The organism is Microbacterium limosum (assembly GCF_036324365.1).
Taxonomy (GTDB): domain Bacteria; phylum Actinomycetota; class Actinomycetes; order Actinomycetales; family Microbacteriaceae; genus Microbacterium; species Microbacterium limosum.
The window spans coordinates 1,676,290-1,693,272 of sequence record NZ_CP137080.1 but is presented as its reverse complement, the minus strand read 5'-3'; the positions used below and the strand labels follow the sequence as shown (position 1 = coordinate 1,693,272).

Genomic DNA, 16,983 nt, shown 5'->3' with positions numbered 1-16,983 from the left:
CTAGAGAAGGAGACGAGATGCACAACGCTCTTGTCACTATCGCCGCCGAGGAGTCCGCCGGCAACCCGCTGCTGCCGGCCATCTACGACATCATCTGGTCGGGCGTATGCATGCTCGTCATCGTGATCGTCGTCTGGCGGATCGTTCTTCCGCGGGTCTCGAAGGTCCTCGACGCGCGAGCCGACGCCATCCAGGGCAACATCGCGAAGGCCGACGAGGCTCAGCGCAAGGCGGAAGCCGCCCTCGAGGAGTACACGGCGCAGCTCGCCGCCGCCCGCAAGGAGGCCGGTGAGATCCGCGAGATCGCTCGCGAGGACGGCAAGAAGATCGTCGCCGAGGCCAAGGAGGCCGCGTCGGTCGAGGCGGCACGCCTGACGGCCGCGGCGCACGCGCAGATCGAGGCGGAGCGTCAGACCGCTCTCGTGTCGCTCCGCTCCGAGGTGGGCACCCTGGCGCTCGACCTGGCCGGCAACGTCATCGGCGAGACGCTTTCCGACGACGCCAAGGCGCAGTCGGTCGTCGACCGCTTCCTCGCCGACCTCGAGGCCTCCGAGCAGGCCTCGGCCGGGAAGGCGCAGTAATGGGAAGCGCGACCACTCAGGCCCTGGAGGTCAGCAACCGCGGGCTCGCGAGCACCGAGGGGATCGACCTGCAGGTGGCGAGCGAGCTGTTCGCCATCGCGCGCGTCGTGGGCGGATCGTCCCACCTGAGCGGCGCGCTTGCCGACCCGGCCGCGCCGGCGGCCGCGCGGGCGAAGCTCGTCGACGACGTCTTCGGCTCGCTTTCGCCGGCGGCGGTCTCCCTCGTGAAGACCGCCGTGGAGCAGCGCTGGTCCAACGCGGCGGATCTCGTCGACGGGATCGAGGAGCTCGCGGTCCGCAGCGCCTCCATCGCGGCGCCGAGCACCGACCTCGAGGGTGAGCTGTTCGCGTTCATCCGCACCATCGCCGCGAACCCGCAGCTCGAGCTCGCGCTCGGCAGCCGCCTGGGCTCGCCGGACGCGAAGGGCGCGCTGGTCGACACCCTCCTGGGTGGGCGCGCCGGGGCCGCGACCGCACTCGTGGTCTCCTCGCTCGTGCAGCAGCCGGGTGAGCGCCGCGTGCGCCAGCTGCTGAGCCGGGCGCTTCGCATCGTCTCCGACCAGCGCAATCGCACGGTGGCGACGGTCGTGTCGGCTTCGCCGCTCTCGCGTTCGCAGGCGGGGCGTCTGGCGTCGCTCCTGTCGGCGAAGTACGGCCGTGAGGTGTCCCTCAACACCGTGGTGGACCCCGCCGTGATCGGTGGGATCCGTGTGCAGATCGCCGACGACGTCATCGACGCGTCGGTGGCCTCGCGCCTCGCCGAGCTGCGCCACCGCCTGGCCGGCTGACCCCTAGATTTCCCGCGACTTCGGGAGCGGAAGCTTGGAGCCGCAAGGCTTCACAACACGAAGGAAGACAATGGCAGAACTATCGATCAGCCCCGACGTCATCCGTGACGCGCTGAAGGAATTCGTCGCGGCGTACGAGCCGACCGGCGCGGCAGCGACCGAGGTCGGCACCGTCGTGGACGCGGCCGACGGGATCGCCCACGTCGAGGGACTGCCCGGCGTCATGGCGAACGAGCTCGTCACCTTCGCGGACGGCACGCAGGGCCTCGCCCAGAACCTCGACGAGCACGAGATCGGCGTCGTCGTCCTCGGCGAGTTCTCGGGCATCGAGGCGGGGCAGGAAGTCACCCGCACCGGCGAGGTGCTCTCGGTGGGTGTCGGCGACGGCTATCTCGGCCGCGTCGTAGACCCGCTCGGCAACCCGATCGACGGTCTCGGCGCCATCGAGATCGAGGGGCGTCGTGCCCTCGAGCTGCAGGCGCCCGGCGTCATGCAGCGCAAGAGCGTGCACGAGCCGATGCAGACCGGCATCAAGGCCATCGACGCGATGATCCCGGTCGGCCGCGGTCAGCGGCAGCTGATCATCGGCGACCGCCAGACCGGCAAGACCGCGATCGCGATCGACACGATCATCAACCAGAAGGACAACTGGGCGTCGGGCGACCCCGAGAAGCAGGTGCGCTGCATCTACGTCGCCATCGGCCAGAAGGGCTCGACGATCGCCTCCGTGAAGGGTGCGCTCGAGGACGCCGGCGCGATGGAGTACACGACGATCGTCGCCGCTCCGGCATCCGACCCCGCGGGCTTCAAGTACCTCGCCCCCTACACCGGTTCGGCCATCGGCCAGCACTGGATGTACGGCGGCAAGCACGTCCTGATCATCTTCGACGACCTGTCGAAGCAGGCCGAGGCCTACCGTGCCGTGTCGCTGCTGCTGCGCCGCCCGCCGGGCCGCGAGGCATACCCCGGTGACGTCTTCTACCTGCACTCCCGTCTGCTGGAGCGCTGCGCGAAGCTCTCCGACGAACTGGGCGCCGGGTCGATGACGGGTCTGCCCATCATCGAGACCAAGGCGAACGACGTCTCGGCGTACATCCCGACCAACGTCATCTCGATCACGGACGGACAGATCTTCCTGCAGTCCGACCTCTTCAACGCCAACCAGCGCCCCGCGGTCGACGTGGGCATCTCCGTCTCGCGAGTCGGCGGCGACGCACAGGTCAAGTCGATCAAGAAGGTCTCGGGAACGCTCAAGCTCGAGCTCGCCCAGTACCGCTCGCTCGAGGCGTTCGCGATGTTCGCGAGCGACCTGGACGCGGCATCCCGTCGCCAGCTGGCGCGCGGTGCCCGCCTGACCGAGCTGCTCAAGCAGCCGCAGTACTCGCCGTACCCCGTCGAGGAGCAGGTCGTCTCGATCTGGGCAGGCACCAACGGCAAGCTCGACGACGTCGCCGTCGAGGACGTGCTGCGCTTCGAACGCGAGCTGCTCGACCACCTGCGTCGTCACACGCAGATCCTCGACACCCTGCGCACGACCAACGTCCTGGACGATGACACCGTCGCCGAGCTCGAGAAGCAGGTGGATGCCTTCGCGCTGGAGTTCCAGGCGGGCGAGGGACAGAGCCTGGTCGCTCCCGGCAGGGAGGACGTGCACGCCGCCGACGCGGAAGACATCCACCAGGAGCGCATCGTCAAGGGCCGCCGGGGCTGAGGAGAGACGCGACAGCGAAACCATGGGCGCACAACTGCGGGTCTACAAGCAGAAGATCTCTTCTGCTCAGACGACCAAGAAGATCACCAAGGCGATGGAGCTCATCGCGGCATCCCGCATCCAGAAGGCGATGGGGCGCGTGCGCGCGTCCTCTCCCTTCGCGCGCGCCGTGACGAACGCCGTGTCTGCGGTGGCGACCCACTCGAACGTCGACCACCCCCTCACCCGCGAGCCGGAGGTCATCCGTCGCTCGGCCGTCGTGATCTTCACGTCGGACCGGGGCCTGGCGGGCGCGTTCAACTCGCAGATCCTGCGCGAGGGGCTCGAGCTCGCGGAGCTGCTGCGCTCGGAGGGCCGGGAGGTCGTCTACTACCTGGTGGGCCGCAAGGCCGTCGGGTACTTCCAGTTCCGGAAGATCGCCAGCGCGGCGCAGTGGACCGGCGACACCGACACGCCTCAGTTCAGCACGGCGGAAGAGATCTCCGATGAGCTGCTCGCGGCGTTCCGGCGCGGGGGAGCGGGTGACGGGGTCGATGAGATCCACCTCGTCTACAACCGCTTCGTGAGCATGATGACCCAGTCGCCGGAGACGCTGCGTCTCCTGCCGCTCGAGATCGTCGAGGCGGATGCCGCGGCGACCGACGGCGCCGTCTATCCGCTCTACGAGTTCGAGCCGGAGGCCGAGACGGTGCTCGACGCGCTGCTGCCGGTGTACGTGCAGAGCCGCGTGTTCAACGCGCTCCTGCAGTCCTCCGCGGCCAAGCACGCCGCCACCCAGAAGGCGATGAAGTCGGCTTCGGACAACGCCGACAAGCTCATCACCGACTACACCCGCCTGCGCAACAACGCGCGTCAGGCCGAGATCACTCAGCAGATCGCCGAGATCGTCGGCGGCGCCGACGCTCTGGCGTCGGCCAAGTAGCCCACACGAAAGAGAAGAAGACCATGACCCCCACCGCCACCGCCGAAGCGACGGAGACCGCGGTCGTCGGGCGCGTCGCGCGCGTCACCGGTCCCGTCGTCGACATCGAGTTCCCGCACGACGCGATCCCCGAGATCTACAACGCGCTCAAGACGACGATCACGATCGGCGAGGAGTCCAGCGAGCTGACCCTCGAGGTCGCGCAGCACCTGGGCGACGACCTCGTCCGTGCGATCGCCCTGAAGCCCACCGACGGCCTCGTCCGCGGCCAGGAGGTGCGCGACACGGGCGGTCCCATCACGGTCCCGGTCGGCGACGTCACCAAGGGCAAGGTCTTCAACGTCATCGGCGAGGTGCTCAACGCCGCTCCCGGTGAGACCGTCGAGGTCACCGAGCGCTGGGGCATCCACCGCAAGGCGCCCAACTTCGACCAGCTCGAGTCGAAGACGCAGATGTTCGAGACCGGCATCAAGGTCATCGACCTGCTCACCCCGTACGTGCAGGGTGGGAAGATCGGCCTCTTCGGTGGTGCCGGCGTCGGCAAGACCGTGCTCATCCAGGAGATGATCCAGCGCGTCGCGCAGGACCACGGCGGTGTGTCGGTGTTCGCCGGTGTCGGCGAGCGCACCCGTGAGGGCAACGACCTCATCCACGAGATGGAGGAGGCGGGCGTCTTCGACAAGACCGCCCTCGTGTTCGGCCAGATGGACGAGCCGCCGGGAACGCGTCTGCGCGTCGCCCTGTCGGCCCTGACGATGGCGGAGTACTTCCGCGACGTGCAGAAGCAGGACGTGCTGCTCTTCATCGACAACATCTTCCGCTTCACACAGGCCGGCTCCGAGGTCTCGACGCTTCTCGGTCGCATGCCCTCCGCCGTGGGCTACCAGCCGAACCTCGCCGACGAGATGGGTGTGCTCCAGGAGCGCATCACTTCGACGCGCGGTCACTCGATCACCTCCCTCCAGGCGATCTACGTCCCCGCCGACGACTACACCGACCCGGCGCCGGCCACGACATTCGCGCACCTCGACGCGACGACGGAGCTCTCGCGAGAGATCGCCTCCAAGGGCCTCTACCCGGCCGTCGACCCGCTGACGTCGACCAGCCGTATCCTCGACCCGCGCTACATCGGCGAGGACCACTACCGCGTGGCGACCTCGGTGAAGCAGATCCTGCAGAAGAACAAGGAACTGCAGGAGATCATCGCGATCCTCGGTGTCGACGAGCTCTCCGAAGAGGACAAGGTCGTCGTGTCGCGTGCGCGGCGCATCCAGCAGTTCCTCTCGCAGAACACCTACATGGCGAAGAAGTTCACCGGCGTCGAGGGCTCGACGGTTCCGATCAAGGAGACCATCGAGTCGTTCGACGCGATCGTCAAGGGCGACTTCGACCACGTCGCCGAGCAGGCGTTCTTCAACGTCGGCGGCATCTCCGACGTCGAGGCCCGCTGGGCGCAGATCCAGAAGGAGAACGGCTGATCATGCCGCTGAAGGTCAGCCTGGTCTCGGCCGATGCCGAGGTCTGGACCGGAGACGCGTCCCTCGTGATCGCGAAGACCGTGGAGGGCGAGATCGGATTCATGCCCGGCCACGAGCCCGTGCTGGCGATCCTGGCTGAAGGCCAGGTTCGCATCACGACCTCCGACGGGTCGAAGATCCTCGCCAACGCGCAGGACGGCTTCCTCTCGATGGAGGCCGACACCTTGACGATCGTCGCAGGGAACGCCGCACTCATCGCCTGACGAAGACCACCTCGAACGCCGGCGGACCAACGGGTCCGCCGGCGTTCGACGTGAGGGGAGACACCGTGCTCATACTCCTGCCGCCGTCGGAGACGAAGCGCGTCGGAGGCGAAGGGCCCGCCCTGGCGCTGGATGGGCTGGCGCTGCCGAGCCTGCACGCCGTGCGCGAGGACGTCGTCGCCGCGCTGGTCGCCCTTTCGGCGCGACCGGATGACGCGGCGCGGGTCCTCAAGCTCGGGCCGCGGCAGCGCGATCAAATCGCCGTGAACGCGGGGCTGCGCTCGGCGGCGACGATGCCCGCGATGGACCGGTACACGGGCGTGCTGTTCGACGCCCTCGACGCCGGCACGCTCGGCGACGCCGAACGCGCCTGGCTCGGTCGGCACGCGCTCATCCACACGGCGCCCTTCGGACCCGTCGGCGTCCTGGACGGCATCCCCTCATACCGACTCGCCGCGGGCGCATCCCTTCCCGGCGTGCCGCCGCTTCGTCGTGCCTGGGTGGGTCCCGTGACGCAGGCGCTGACCGCGGTCGACGCGCCGTTCGTCCTGGACCTGCGGTCGGAGGCCTATGTCGCGCTGGGTCCGGTGCCCCCGGCGGCCGCGTCGGCATACATCCGGGTGGTGTCGGACGACGGATCCGGTACGGGGGCGCGGGCGCTCAACCACTTCAACAAGCGCGCGAAGGGCGAGCTGGTGCGGGCTCTCGCGAAGAACGCGCCCGTGATCGCGTCGGGGGAGGATCTGTTGGCGTGGGCCGCGGCGGCGCGGGTGGATCTCCGACGCACGCCCGACCCGCGGGTGTGGCATCTCGTCGTATGACACACCGGGCTGGGCGTTTCCTGCGAAGAAGCCGTGTGTATCGCTAGCATTGTGGCGCGGGAGACGCCCGCGTCCCGCGTGGCCACTGTGGCCGGCGGGGCTGACGTGAAGGGAGACTTCACCGTGGCCGAGGCCTACAACGACGGTGGGGCGGGAGCCGCCATCGCCTTCCTGCTCATCGTTCTGCCGATCCTGCTGATCCTGATCTTCGCCGGGTACATCATCGGGTCGTTCCTGCTGATGAAGATCTTCGAGAAGGCCGGCGTGCAGGGCAAGTGGCGCGCATGGGTGCCCGTCTACAACTCGATGATCCTCGCCAAACTGGGCGACGTATCGCCGTGGGTCATGCTCGGCGCCATCGTCGCCGCCAGCGTGCTCGGTCAGGTGCCGATCATCGGCTGGCTGCTCTCGCTCGTCGCCCTCGCCGTCGCCGTCATGGTCGGATGGCGCGTGGGCCTCAAGCTCGGACACGAGTGGTACCTGCTGCTGCTCTGGCTCATCCCGGGACTCGGCACGCTCATCTGGCTCGCGATCCTCGCGTTCGGTCAGTCGCGCTGGAACTCCGCGGTGGCCCCGGCCCCGTGGGCGGGCAACTCCTTCCTCGCCGACAGAACCGTCTGGGAGGGCGTCCCCGCCCAGGCCTCCGCCGGCGGCGTCTCGGCGCCGCCCGCCTCGCCCGGGTACGCCGCCGGCGCATCCGCACCGACGTCCGCGCCCTCCGCGGCCGCGTATCCGCCGCCCGCGGCGCCCCAGCCGCCCGCCGCCCCGCCCGCGCCTCCGGCGGGCACGACGGATGCCGGGGCTTCCGACGATCCGAACAGCCCCCGCGTCTGACGGGAGCGCATCGAACCGGTGCGCTCGTCACGGCCGGCGCCTCCTCCAGGAGGTGCCGGCCGTCGTCGTCCGGCGGGAAGCTCGGTAGCGTGGAGGCATGACCGATATGCCCCAGCGCCGCGTCGGCGCATCCGGACTTCTCGTCAGCGCGATCGGCCTCGGCTGCAACAACTTCGGGCGCGCGGGGACCCACAGCGAGACGCTCGAGGGCACGCGCGACGTGCTGGATGCCGCACTGGATGCCGGGGTCACCTTCCTGGACACCGCCGACGTCTACGGCAAGGAGCCCGGGCTCTCGGAGACACTGATGGGGGCCGCGCTGCAAGGTCGGCGTGACCGCTTCGTCGTGGCCACGAAGTTCGGGCACTCGCAGATCCCCGGGGGAGTGTCCAGCACGGCATCCAAAGGGTCGCGCGCCTACGTGCGTGCCGCGGTCGAAGCCTCGCTCCGCCGCCTGCGCACCGACTGGATCGATCTCTACCAGCTGCACACGCCCGACCCCGAGACGCCCATCGAGGAGACCCTCGACGCCCTCACCGAGCTCGTCCGGGAGGGGAAGGTGCGCTACATCGGGCACTCCAACCTGTCCGGGTGGCAGTTGGCGCAGGCGGACGCCGTCGCGCGCGCCCGCGGTGCGGAGCGCTTCATCTCCGCCCAGAACCAGTACAGCCTGCTCGCCCGGGCGGCGGAGCGCGAGGTGATTCCGGCGGCGCGTGCCTCGGGAGTCGGGTTCCTCCCGTTCTTCCCGCTCCACAACGGCCTCCTCACCGGCAAGTTCGCCCGCGAGGGCGGACCCGAGGACAGCCGCATCATGCGCCAGCGCCCGCACGTGTGGCGCGACGCGCCGTGGGACGCGCTGGAGGCGTACGCGCGATTCTGCGACGAACGCGGCATCACGATGCTCCAGGCGACGTTCGGGTGGCTCCTCGCGCAGCCCGCTCTCGCGAGCGTCATCGCGGGCGCGACGACCCCGGATCAGATCCGCCAGAACGCCGCCGCGGCATCCTGGACGCCCACGGCGGACGACCTGGACGCGATCGACGGCATACTGCCGCTGCCCGCCGACCCCGCGGCCGGCTGACCAGCGTTCGCTCTGAGCGAACGCACGTCCGGCCCCGGAGGGACGCCCCTGCTCCCCCGGGGCAGGGGCGTGCGGTCCGACTAGAATGGGAGCGCCCGTCGCCGGTGTTGCCGACGGCGCACGCAGACGCCCACGAGAGGGACGAACGGCTTGTCCGATACCGACACCGACACCGCAGCATCCGCCGACCGGCGAACGCTGCCCCTGAGCGGGGGCGGCGAACTGACGCTGTCGTGGGCCGCCGTGACGCACCGCGGAGTGAGGCGAGACCAGAACCAGGACGCCGTGCTCGCCGATTTCCCCCTGTTCATCGTCGCCGACGGGATGGGTGGGCACCTCGGGGGCGAGATCGCCAGCGCGAGCACGATCGACCGGCTGGGAGCCGTCGTGCGGGACGGCAAGGTGTCGGTGAAGACCATCGAGCGGGCGCTGGCGAAGGCGGTCAAGGACATCCTCTCCCACCCCCAGGCCACCGACGACGGCACGGGGACCACCGTGACCGGCATGTTCCTCGATCAGAGCGGGGCCGAGCCCACCTGGGTCACGCTCAACATCGGCGACTCCCGTGTCTACCTGCTGCGCGACGACTCGCTCGTCCAGGTCACGACGGACCACTCGGTGGTGCAGGAGCTCGTCGCGGCGGGACGCCTGAGCCCCGAAGAGGCGGAGAACCATCCGTACGGGAACGTCATCACACGGGCCGTCGGGCCGAGCGAGAGCGTGCAGCCCGATTACGTACGCCTCGACGTCGTCGACGGCGACCGCTTCGTCATCTGCTCGGACGGTCTGACGAAGGAGCTCACCGACTACGGCATCCGGCACTTCCTCGCCGAGAACCGCGATCCCAAGGCGGCCGTCGAGGCGATGCTCGCGGCGGCTCTGGACAACGGCGGGCGCGACAACATCACGGTCATCGTCCTCAATGTCGAGCGCACGGGCCACCGCGCCGGCGACGCCGAAGCCGACACCGACACGGCCGCGCGTCGCGGCCCGCGCGACGACGGCTCCTCCACAGAGCCGATTCTCGCCCGCTGACCCCGCCTTCGCGCCACGACCGCATTCCCGCGGCGCGGGGCGGGATGTACTGGCGGGATGCTGACCGATGACGTCTTCGCCCTTCCCGTCGCGCCGCCGTCACCGCGTCGGCCCGCCGTGCCGGTGCTGGCCTCCCTGGCCCCGGTGCTCGGCGGCGTTGCCCTGTGGCTGATCACAGGATCGATGTTCGCGCTGTGGTTCGCCGTCCTCGGGCCGGTGATCGCCCTGGGCGGGCTGCTCGATTCGCTGCGTGCACGCCGCCGTGAGCGGCGACGCCACGAGAGGGAGTACGCCCTCGCCCTGCAATCGCTGCGCGAGCGGCTGGACGCCTCGCTCGAGCGTCGTCGCACGGCGCTCGAGGCGCGCCATCCCGACGTGGCGGGGTTCGCGAGCGCGCCCGACGAGGTCTGGCGGCCGGTGCCCGAACGCGCCGCCACCGTGATCGTGGGACGCGGCGACCGCGAGAGCGGGATCGCGGTGGGCGGCGACCCGGCGGGTCGGGATGCCGCGGCCCGGCTGCGCGCGGACGCGAACGTGCTGCGCCGCGCGCCCGTCACCGTGCCGTGGCGCGACGGCCTCGCGGTGCGCGGGCCCGGGCCGTTGGCGGAAGCGGTCGCGCGGGCGCTGCTGATCCAGCTCTGCCTCATCCACCCGCCCAGGGCACTGCGGATCGTGGGAACGACGCCCGAGGGATGGGGGTGGGTGGATCGACTGCCGCACCGTGGCGATGACACGGAGGGCGACGGAGGAGCGCTTCGCCTGTGTCTGGGCGCGCCCCGCGAGCGCGCCGAGGATTCGGGCGATGTCGTCCTCGCCTGGCATGACGAGGCCGGTGCACTCGACCCCCGATGCGCCGCGCTGATCGAGGCGGGCTCACCCCTGCGCGCCGAGCTGCGGATCGGAACGGTGACGGCGGCGCTCGAACCCGAGGCGCTGGGCTCGGCACAGGCCGCGGCCATCGCCTCATCGCTGGCTGCTCGTGCGCGCGCCCTCCACCCGAGCAGCCCGGAGGCCGTCGCTGCGGTGAGGGACTTGTGGCGTGCCGACGGCGTCGGGGTACCCGGTCGCCTGGTCGTAGCGCTCGGCATGGGAAGGACGCCGGTGCTCGTCGATCTCGTGGGCGACGGTCCGCACGCGGTCGTCGCGGGGGTGACGGGGGCGGGCAAGTCCGAGCTGCTGACGACCTGGATCACGAGCCTGTGCCGCGCCTACACGACGACCGAGGTGACCTTCCTCCTCGCCGATTTCAAGGGCGGAGTCTCCTTCGAGGCCCTTTCGGCGCTTCCGCACGTCACCGGGGTGATCACCGACCTCGACGGCGATGGAGCGGATCGCGCCATCTCGAGCCTTCGTGCGGAGATGCGGCGGCGCGAGCGCATCCTGGCGGGCGCGGGCGTCCGCCACATCGCCGAAGCGGGCCTGCTCCTGCCGCGGCTGGTCGTGGTCGTCGACGAGTTCGCCGCCCTCGTGTCCGACCTGCCCGACCTGCAGCGGGTCTTCACGGACATCGCCGCGAGGGGGCGCGCCCTCGGCATCCACCTCATCCTCGGAACGCAGCGCGTCACCGGCGTCGTTCGAGAGGGCATCCTGGCGAACGCCCCCTTGCGCATCGCGCTGCGCGCGGCCGACGACGCCGACAGCCGCACCCTGCTCGGCACCCCCGCGGCGGCCCGTCTCCCGGGCGGTGAGGCAGCGCGGGGGCGCGCGCTGATCCGCCGCGCCGCCGACTCCTCGCCGGTGATCGCGCAGATACCACGGACCGTCGCCGAGGACCTCGCGATGGTGGTCGCGGAGGTGGCACATCAGGAGCGTCCCCGCGCGTCCTGGCTGCCGCCCCTGCCCTCCCTCATCCGGGCGGGCGAGCTTCCGGCGCAGGGCGAGGACACGATCCCGCTCGGGATCGCCGACGATCCCGCGGCGCAGTCCCGGCTCGGGGTCGGACTCCGGATGGGCGAACGCGGCCTCGTCGTCGTCGGCGGTGCCGGAAGCGGCAAGAGCGCGATCCTCCGCCTCGTCGCCTCCCACGGCCGCGAGGCGACGATCCTGACACAGGCGGGCGAGGCCGCGTGGGACGCCGTCGCGCGCGGGGCGACCGACCCTCCGCGGCTCCTCCTCGTCGACGACGTGGACCGGCTGCTCGCCGGGTTCGGACACGACTACGCCGCGGAGCTGACGGATCGACTCGAGGCGCTGATCCGCAGGGCGGGCACCGGCGGCCCGACCGTCGTGCTGACGACGCGTCGCGTGTCCGGGGCTGTGGCCCGCCTTGTCGAGGGCCTGCCGCGCAGGGCGGTACTCGGCTTCCCCTCGCGCGCCGAGCACGTCGCCGCCGGCGGCGACGGACACTCCTTCTCTGTGCGGGGGCCCGGTCGCGGCATGCTCGACGGTCTCGAGACGCAGTTCGGGTGGACCCCGCACGACGCGGGGGAGGCGGAGGCCTCCCCGGAGCCGCCCGCCTGGCTGCCCGCTCGGCACACCGCCGTGATCGCCCGCGATCCGCACGGCGTGCGGGCTCGGCTGCGGGAGGCATGGGCCGGCACGGGGGTCCCCGTCCTCCTGCGCGCGGATGCCGCGGCATCCGGCGACGCCGCGCCCGAGGATCCGCCCCGTGTCGTGGTGGGGGAGCCGGCGCACTGGCAGGCGCACTGGCGCGACCTGCAGCGGACGATCGCGGAGGGGCAGGTCGTCGTCGACGCGAGCTGTCCCGACGCGCTGCGGACGCTGCTCGGCGAGCGGGATCTGCCGCCCTGGGCGCAGCCGGGAGCGGGGCGCGCGTGGCTCTGGCGCGCCGGTCGCGGGGCACGACGAGTACTGCTGACGCCGGCGAAGCGCTGATGCGTGCGCGGCGATCCGGCGTCGGCCAGGGTGAGGCCATGAGCGCACCGATTCGCCAGGAACGAGGCACGCGCGGGCGGGGGAAAGGGCCTCTCCACCGGCACCCTGGGCCTCGGGGCTCAGCCCAGGGAGGGCGAGGGCCGGATCGCGCCGACCACGGCCCCTCCGCCGTAGACGGCGAGATCGAGGTGGGCGAGGGCATCCGCCTCGGCGTCCTCGGCCAGCGCGCCCGCGATCCGGAGGAGCCGGAGAGCGACGGCCGTCGCGGCGCGCTGGCTTCCGTCGAGCACCTTGAGCGCGACCGTCGTGCCGTCCGAGGCGACCATCACCTGCACACCCTCGGCGCCGAGCTTGGAGAACAGGCCGAGGCGCTCGCCGACGACGGTGTCGGGCCATCCCGGCCCGGCGATCGTCCACGGGTGCGACCGGACCGCTTCCCGGACAGCGGCTGCGTGGCGATGAAGGGCGAACGGGGAGCGTTCGGCTGCGGTCCCCACGCGCTGCACACCGCGTGCGAGCGCGGTGAGCGACATCGCATGCACGGGGGCGCCGCAGCCGTCGGTCACGCTCGCGCGCACCTTCTCGCCGGTGAGACGCTCGACGACGTCGCGCAGATGGACCTGAAGCGGGTGATCGACGTCCAGGTACCCGTCGGTCGCCCACCCCGACGCGACGCACGCCGCGAGCATGCCGGCGTGCTTGCCGGAGCAGTTGTGGCGCACGGCGGCTTTCGCCTCGAGGTCGCGCACCATGCGCTCGCGGGTCGCGGGGTCGCCCGCGAGCGTGGCCGGACAGGCGAGGGCATCCTCGGTCAGGCCGGCCGCGCCGAGGATGTCGCGCACCACCTCGATGTGCCGATCCGTGCCGGAGTGGCTGGCCGTCGACAGACCGAGCTGCTCGCCCTGGAGCGGTGCGCCGGCCGTGAGGATGCCGACCGCCTGCAGGGGCTTGAGGCTGGAGCGGGGCAAGACCGCGGCATCCGGCGATCCGTGCGACGCACGCACCGACCCGTCCGGTGCGAGGACCACGGCGCTGCCGCTGTGCCGGGACTCGATGAAGCCGCCCCGCTCGAGCGTGGCGAGCTCGACGGCATCCGTGGAGGAGAAGGTCTGCAGCACCGACACAGCCTACCGGCGGGCGCGCGCCCCGCCCGGCGGCAGGGTCGATGCGAGACTGCTGACATGCACGGAGAGCACACCTACGAGGTCACGGCGACGTGGACGGGGGATCTCGGCTCGGGGACGAGCGGATATCGCGACTATGCCCGGGCGGTGACGCTGGAGATCGAGGGCAAGCCCGCCATCCATGCCTCCGCCGACCGCCCGTTCCGTGGCGATCCGGCGAAGTGGAACCCGGAGGACCTTCTGCTCGCGGCTCTGGCCGAGTGCCACCTGCTGAGCTATCTGCACGCCTGCGTGAGCGAGGGCGTGGTCGTGACACGCTACTCCGACACGGCCGTCGCAACGATGAGGCTCGATGGCCGTGGGGGAGGCGCGTTCACCGAGGCGGTGCTGCGGCCCCGGGTCGTGGTCGCCGAGCCGGCGATGGTGGATGCCGCGATGCGCGCCCATGCGCAGGCGAACGCGTGGTGCTTCATCGCGAACTCCGTGGCCTTCCCCGTGCGCCACGAGGCAGAGGTGACGGCGGAGTAGGACGCCGCGTCAGCGGCGTTCGTGGGGCAGGACCTGCTTGATGCGCTCGACGGCGCCGTGGGCGGGCGCCTCGTTGTATTCGCCCGCGAGCTCCTGACCCGACAGGGCGTGGATGGCCGCCATGATCTCGTCGGTCGCCGCTCGGCGGGCCCGACCCGACGTCGCGGCGCCGTGGGCGCTGACGTCGATCGGGTCTCCGAAACGCACGGTGATGCGCTTTCCGCGCACGGGCATCTTGGCGCCGACCGGCATCACCTCGTCGGTGCCGACGAGGCCGACGGGCACGACGGGAGCGCCGGTCTGGAGGGCGAGGAAGGCCGCCCCCGTCCGCCCCTTGTAGAGACGTCCGTCGAGCGAGCGGGTTCCCTCGGGGTAGAGGGCCACGGCCTTGCCCTCATCGAGCAGGAGACGCTGCTGATCGAGGGCGTCGAGGGCGGCCTGGCCCGCCCCTCGCCGCACCGGGATGGCGCCGATCGAGGTGAAGAACTCCCGCGTGACCCAGCCGGAGAGGCCCCGACCCTCGAAATAGGACGCCTTCGCGAGGAAGTGGACGGGCCGGGGAGCGGCGACGGGGATGGCGATGGAGTCGATGAACGACAGGTGGTTGCTCGCGAAGATGACCGGTCCGCGGCGCGGCACGCGCTCGCGGCCTTCGACGATCGGCCGGTACACCACTCTCGCGAGGGGGGCGATGAAGAACCGCCCGACGGCGTAGGTCCAGGTCATCCGGTGGGCCGGGTCGGTCGCGGCTTCCGTCTCCTCTGCGCGGGCGGGTGCCGGCTCATCCTTCGCAGTGGTCACCCACCGAGGCTAGCGCCCGCTTCATGCGCCGGCCGTTATGCGATGACTCAGCGGAGACAAAGGATTCTCCGGCAGGATGGAGGTTCGTCCCCGATCACTCCGAGGTATCTCCGTGCGCTCTCGCCCCCTGTTGACCCTGGCCGCCCTCTCCGTGTCGGCCCTCGCCCTGGCCGGCTGCACCGGTACCTCCGACGGCGAAGCGTCGGCTTCGGCCGACGCGCTGTGCGCCGCGGCCGCGCCGTCGGGAGACGCGTCGGAGGCGGTCACCGTCGACGGCGAGGCGGGGCAGATCTCCACCGCCACGTTCGACGCCGGGCTGACGATCGAGGAACTCGAGCGCACGGTCGTGAGCGACGGCGACGGCGAGGCGCTGCAGGAGGGCGACCTCGTGGAGTATGCGCTGAGCGCCTTCTCGGCCGACACCGCCGAGAAGGTCGGCGACATCGGCTACGTCGGTGGCGAGGTGCTGCCCACGACGGTCTCGGCGGAGTCGAACCTCGGACAGATCATGGGATGCGCCAACGTCGGGTCCCGCCTGGTCGTGACCTTCCCCGCGTCGGAGTCGGCCGGCGCGGAGGTCTACATCGTCGACGTGCTCGGTGTCACCCCCGCCGCCGCGTGGGGCGAGGAGGAGACCCCCGCCGGCGGCCTGCCGACGGTCGAGCTCGGCGAGGGCGGCGTGCCGACCGTCGAGATCCCCGACGCCGAGGCTCCCGGCGAGGTGGAGCTGGGCGTCCTCAAGCGCGGGGACGGCGAGGTCGTCGAATCGGGGGACAACGTGCTCGTGCAGTACCACGGCGTGAAGTGGTCGGATGGCGAGGTGTTCGACTCGAGCTGGGATCGCGGGACCCCCGCGGCCTTCGCGACGACGGGCGTCGTGGACGGCTTCCGCCAGGCGCTGGAGGGTCAGACGGTCGGATCCCAGGTCGTCGTCGTCGTGCCGCCGGCCGCGGGCTACGGCGCCTCCGAGGGGCACGAGCTGCAGAACGAGACGCTCGTCTTCGTCGTCGACATCCTCGGCACGCAGCACGCCGCCGCCTGAGCGCCCCCGGCATCCGCCGTGCGCTCTCGCTAGGCTGACGAGGTGCGTCGCGTCCTCATCCTCGGATCCACCGGTTCGATCGGTACCCAGGCCCTCGAGGTGATCGGGGCGCACCCCGAGCGCTTCGAGGTCGTGGGCCTCGCCGCTGGTCGCAACCGCGAGGCGATGACGGTCCAGGCCCGCCGGTTCGGCGTCGAGCACTGCGCGATCGGGGCGGTGGAGGCGGAGCAGCTCGTGCGGGATGTCGAGGCCGATGTCGTGCTCAACGGCATCACCGGCTCGGTCGGCCTCGGCCCGACCCTGGCGGCGCTCGAGAAGGGCCGCACCCTTGCGCTGGCGAACAAGGAGTCGCTGATCGTCGGCGGGGGGCTCGTCACGGCGCTCGCAGCCCCGGGTCAGATCGTCCCCGTCGACTCCGAGCACTCGGCGATCGCGCAGTCGCTGCTCTCGGGCACGCCCGGCGAGGTGCGCCGCCTCGTGCTCACGGCCTCCGGCGGCCCGTTCCGCGGGCGGTCGCGGGCGGAGCTGGCGGAGGTGACTCCGGCACAGGCGCTCGCGCACCCCACGTGGGACATGGGGCGGGTCGTCACGACGAACTCCGCGACGCTCGTGAACAAGGGACTGGAGGTGATCGAGGCCCATCTGCTGTTCGGCGTGGATTACGACCGCATCGACGTCGTCGTCCACCCCCAGTCCATCGTCCACTCGATGGTGGAGTTCATCGACGGGTCGACGATCGCCCAGGCGTCCCCGCCCGACATGCGCCTGCCGATCTCCCTGGGCCTGGACTGGCCGAACCGCGTGGGCGGGGTCGGAGCGCCGCTCGACTGGACGCGCGCCGCGACGTGGACGTTCGAGCCCCTCGACGCCGGGGCCTTCCCCGCCGTGGAGCTCGCCAAGCGCGTGGGGCGCGCGGGCGGCACCTACCCGGCCGTGTTCAACGCGGCCAACGAGCAGGCCGTCGACGCGTTCCACGAGGGGCGCATCGCCTTCACCGGGATCGTCGAGACGGTGGAGCGCATCGTCGACGCGCACGACGCCCCCGGCGAGCTCACTCGCGAGTCGCTCGCCGACGCCGAGGGCTGGGCCCGTCGCAGCGCCGATGAGGCGATCGCCGCCGCGGCCTGAGCGGGCGTCCG

At 71.4% G+C, this 16,983-nt stretch carries 16 protein-coding genes; 14 read left to right on the top strand and 2 right to left on the bottom strand.

All coding sequences use genetic code 11. The annotated features are described in order from the left end of the window. Window positions 1-17 precede the first annotated feature (17 nt). The 11 genes from RYJ27_RS08205 (at window position 18) to RYJ27_RS08155 (ending at window position 12,349) form a co-directional block, all read left to right on the top strand. Window positions 18-581 carry a F0F1 ATP synthase subunit B gene (locus tag RYJ27_RS08205; RefSeq protein WP_330169842.1) on the top strand — a complete coding sequence of 188 codons (564 nt, stop codon included), beginning with the start codon at window positions 18-20 and terminating at the stop codon, window positions 579-581. Next, window positions 581-1,369: a F0F1 ATP synthase subunit delta gene (locus RYJ27_RS08200; RefSeq protein WP_330169841.1), complete on the top strand. Its 789-nt coding sequence runs from the start codon at window positions 581-583 to the stop codon at window positions 1,367-1,369. Before RYJ27_RS08205 ends, RYJ27_RS08200 begins: the two co-directional genes overlap by 1 nt. A gap of 70 nt (window positions 1,370-1,439) precedes the next feature. Then, on the top strand, window positions 1,440-3,080 hold the full coding sequence (gene atpA, locus RYJ27_RS08195; protein ID WP_330169840.1) for a F0F1 ATP synthase subunit alpha: 1,641 nt from the start codon (window positions 1,440-1,442) through the stop codon (window positions 3,078-3,080). A 22-nt stretch (window positions 3,081-3,102) separates the two neighbouring features. Then, window positions 3,103-4,002: a F0F1 ATP synthase subunit gamma gene (locus tag RYJ27_RS08190; protein WP_330169839.1), complete on the top strand. Its 900-nt coding sequence runs from the start codon at window positions 3,103-3,105 to the stop codon at window positions 4,000-4,002. Between the two features lie 23 nt (window positions 4,003-4,025). Next, window positions 4,026-5,480 carry a F0F1 ATP synthase subunit beta gene (gene atpD, locus RYJ27_RS08185; protein WP_330169838.1) on the top strand — a complete coding sequence of 485 codons (1,455 nt, stop codon included), beginning with the start codon at window positions 4,026-4,028 and terminating at the stop codon, window positions 5,478-5,480. Window positions 5,481-5,482: 2 nt separating this feature from the next. Beyond that, a complete protein-coding gene (locus tag RYJ27_RS08180; protein WP_330169837.1) occupies window positions 5,483-5,743 on the top strand; it encodes a F0F1 ATP synthase subunit epsilon in 261 nt (86 codons plus the stop codon). Window positions 5,744-5,808: 65 nt separating this feature from the next. Then, window positions 5,809-6,564: a YaaA family protein gene (locus RYJ27_RS08175; protein WP_330169836.1), complete on the top strand. Its 756-nt coding sequence runs from the start codon at window positions 5,809-5,811 to the stop codon at window positions 6,562-6,564. Between the two features lie 78 nt (window positions 6,565-6,642). Next, window positions 6,643-7,398: a large exoprotein gene (locus tag RYJ27_RS08170; protein ID WP_330169835.1), complete on the top strand. Its 756-nt coding sequence runs from the start codon at window positions 6,643-6,645 to the stop codon at window positions 7,396-7,398. 97 nt (window positions 7,399-7,495) lie between these two features. Next, complete coding sequence (locus RYJ27_RS08165; protein WP_330169834.1) at window positions 7,496-8,479, top strand: aldo/keto reductase; 984 nt, start codon at window positions 7,496-7,498, stop codon at window positions 8,477-8,479. Between the two features lie 150 nt (window positions 8,480-8,629). Then, entirely contained in the window at window positions 8,630-9,514 is an 885-nt protein-coding gene (locus RYJ27_RS08160; RefSeq protein WP_330169833.1) for a PP2C family protein-serine/threonine phosphatase, read from the top strand. Between the two features lie 57 nt (window positions 9,515-9,571). Beyond that, a complete protein-coding gene (locus RYJ27_RS08155) occupies window positions 9,572-12,349 on the top strand; it encodes an FtsK/SpoIIIE domain-containing protein (protein WP_330169832.1) in 2,778 nt (925 codons plus the stop codon). 119 nt (window positions 12,350-12,468) lie between these two features. Here the strand turns inward: RYJ27_RS08155 and RYJ27_RS08150 are convergent, their stop codons facing one another. After that, on the bottom strand, window positions 12,469-13,467 hold the full coding sequence (locus RYJ27_RS08150) for an asparaginase (RefSeq protein ID WP_330169831.1): 999 nt from the start codon (window positions 13,465-13,467) through the stop codon (window positions 12,469-12,471). 63 nt (window positions 13,468-13,530) lie between these two features. Between RYJ27_RS08150 and RYJ27_RS08145 the strand changes: the two genes are divergently transcribed. Further along, the gene (locus RYJ27_RS08145) at window positions 13,531-14,001 is read left to right on the top strand and encodes an OsmC family protein (RefSeq protein ID WP_330169830.1); all 471 of its coding nucleotides are present in this window, start codon (window positions 13,531-13,533) and stop codon (window positions 13,999-14,001) included. Window positions 14,002-14,010: 9 nt separating this feature from the next. On the opposite strand, the gene RYJ27_RS08140 is transcribed toward RYJ27_RS08145, so the two are convergent. Further along, window positions 14,011-14,727 (bottom strand): lysophospholipid acyltransferase family protein, encoded by a 717-nt coding sequence (locus RYJ27_RS08140; protein WP_330172023.1) that lies wholly within the window; start codon window positions 14,725-14,727, stop codon window positions 14,011-14,013. 187 nt (window positions 14,728-14,914) lie between these two features. Here RYJ27_RS08140 and RYJ27_RS08135 point away from each other — a divergent pair, with 187 nt between their 5' ends. Then, the gene (locus RYJ27_RS08135) at window positions 14,915-15,844 is read left to right on the top strand and encodes an FKBP-type peptidyl-prolyl cis-trans isomerase (RefSeq protein WP_330169829.1); all 930 of its coding nucleotides are present in this window, start codon (window positions 14,915-14,917) and stop codon (window positions 15,842-15,844) included. 42 nt (window positions 15,845-15,886) lie between these two features. Further along, window positions 15,887-16,972, top strand: a complete 1,086-nt coding sequence (dxr, locus tag RYJ27_RS08130) for a 1-deoxy-D-xylulose-5-phosphate reductoisomerase (protein WP_330169828.1) — start codon at window positions 15,887-15,889, stop codon at window positions 16,970-16,972. The last annotated feature ends 11 nt before the right edge of the window (window positions 16,973-16,983 follow it).

Coding starts and splice junctions, on each gene's coding strand:
- RYJ27_RS08205 (WP_330169842.1), top strand. CDS start 18: ATGCACAACGCTCTTGTCACTATCGCCGCCGAGGAGTCCGCCGGCAAC.
- RYJ27_RS08200 (WP_330169841.1), top strand. CDS start 581: ATGGGAAGCGCGACCACTCAGGCCCTGGAGGTCAGCAACCGCGGGCTC.
- atpA (WP_330169840.1), top strand. CDS start 1,440: ATGGCAGAACTATCGATCAGCCCCGACGTCATCCGTGACGCGCTGAAG.
- RYJ27_RS08190 (WP_330169839.1), top strand. CDS start 3,103: ATGGGCGCACAACTGCGGGTCTACAAGCAGAAGATCTCTTCTGCTCAG.
- atpD (WP_330169838.1), top strand. CDS start 4,026: ATGACCCCCACCGCCACCGCCGAAGCGACGGAGACCGCGGTCGTCGGG.
- RYJ27_RS08180 (WP_330169837.1), top strand. CDS start 5,483: ATGCCGCTGAAGGTCAGCCTGGTCTCGGCCGATGCCGAGGTCTGGACC.
- RYJ27_RS08165 (WP_330169834.1), top strand. CDS start 7,496: ATGACCGATATGCCCCAGCGCCGCGTCGGCGCATCCGGACTTCTCGTC.
- RYJ27_RS08155 (WP_330169832.1), top strand. CDS start 9,572: ATGCTGACCGATGACGTCTTCGCCCTTCCCGTCGCGCCGCCGTCACCG.
- RYJ27_RS08145 (WP_330169830.1), top strand. CDS start 13,531: ATGCACGGAGAGCACACCTACGAGGTCACGGCGACGTGGACGGGGGAT.
- RYJ27_RS08140 (WP_330172023.1), bottom strand. CDS start 14,727: ATGACCTGGACCTACGCCGTCGGGCGGTTCTTCATCGCCCCCCTCGCG.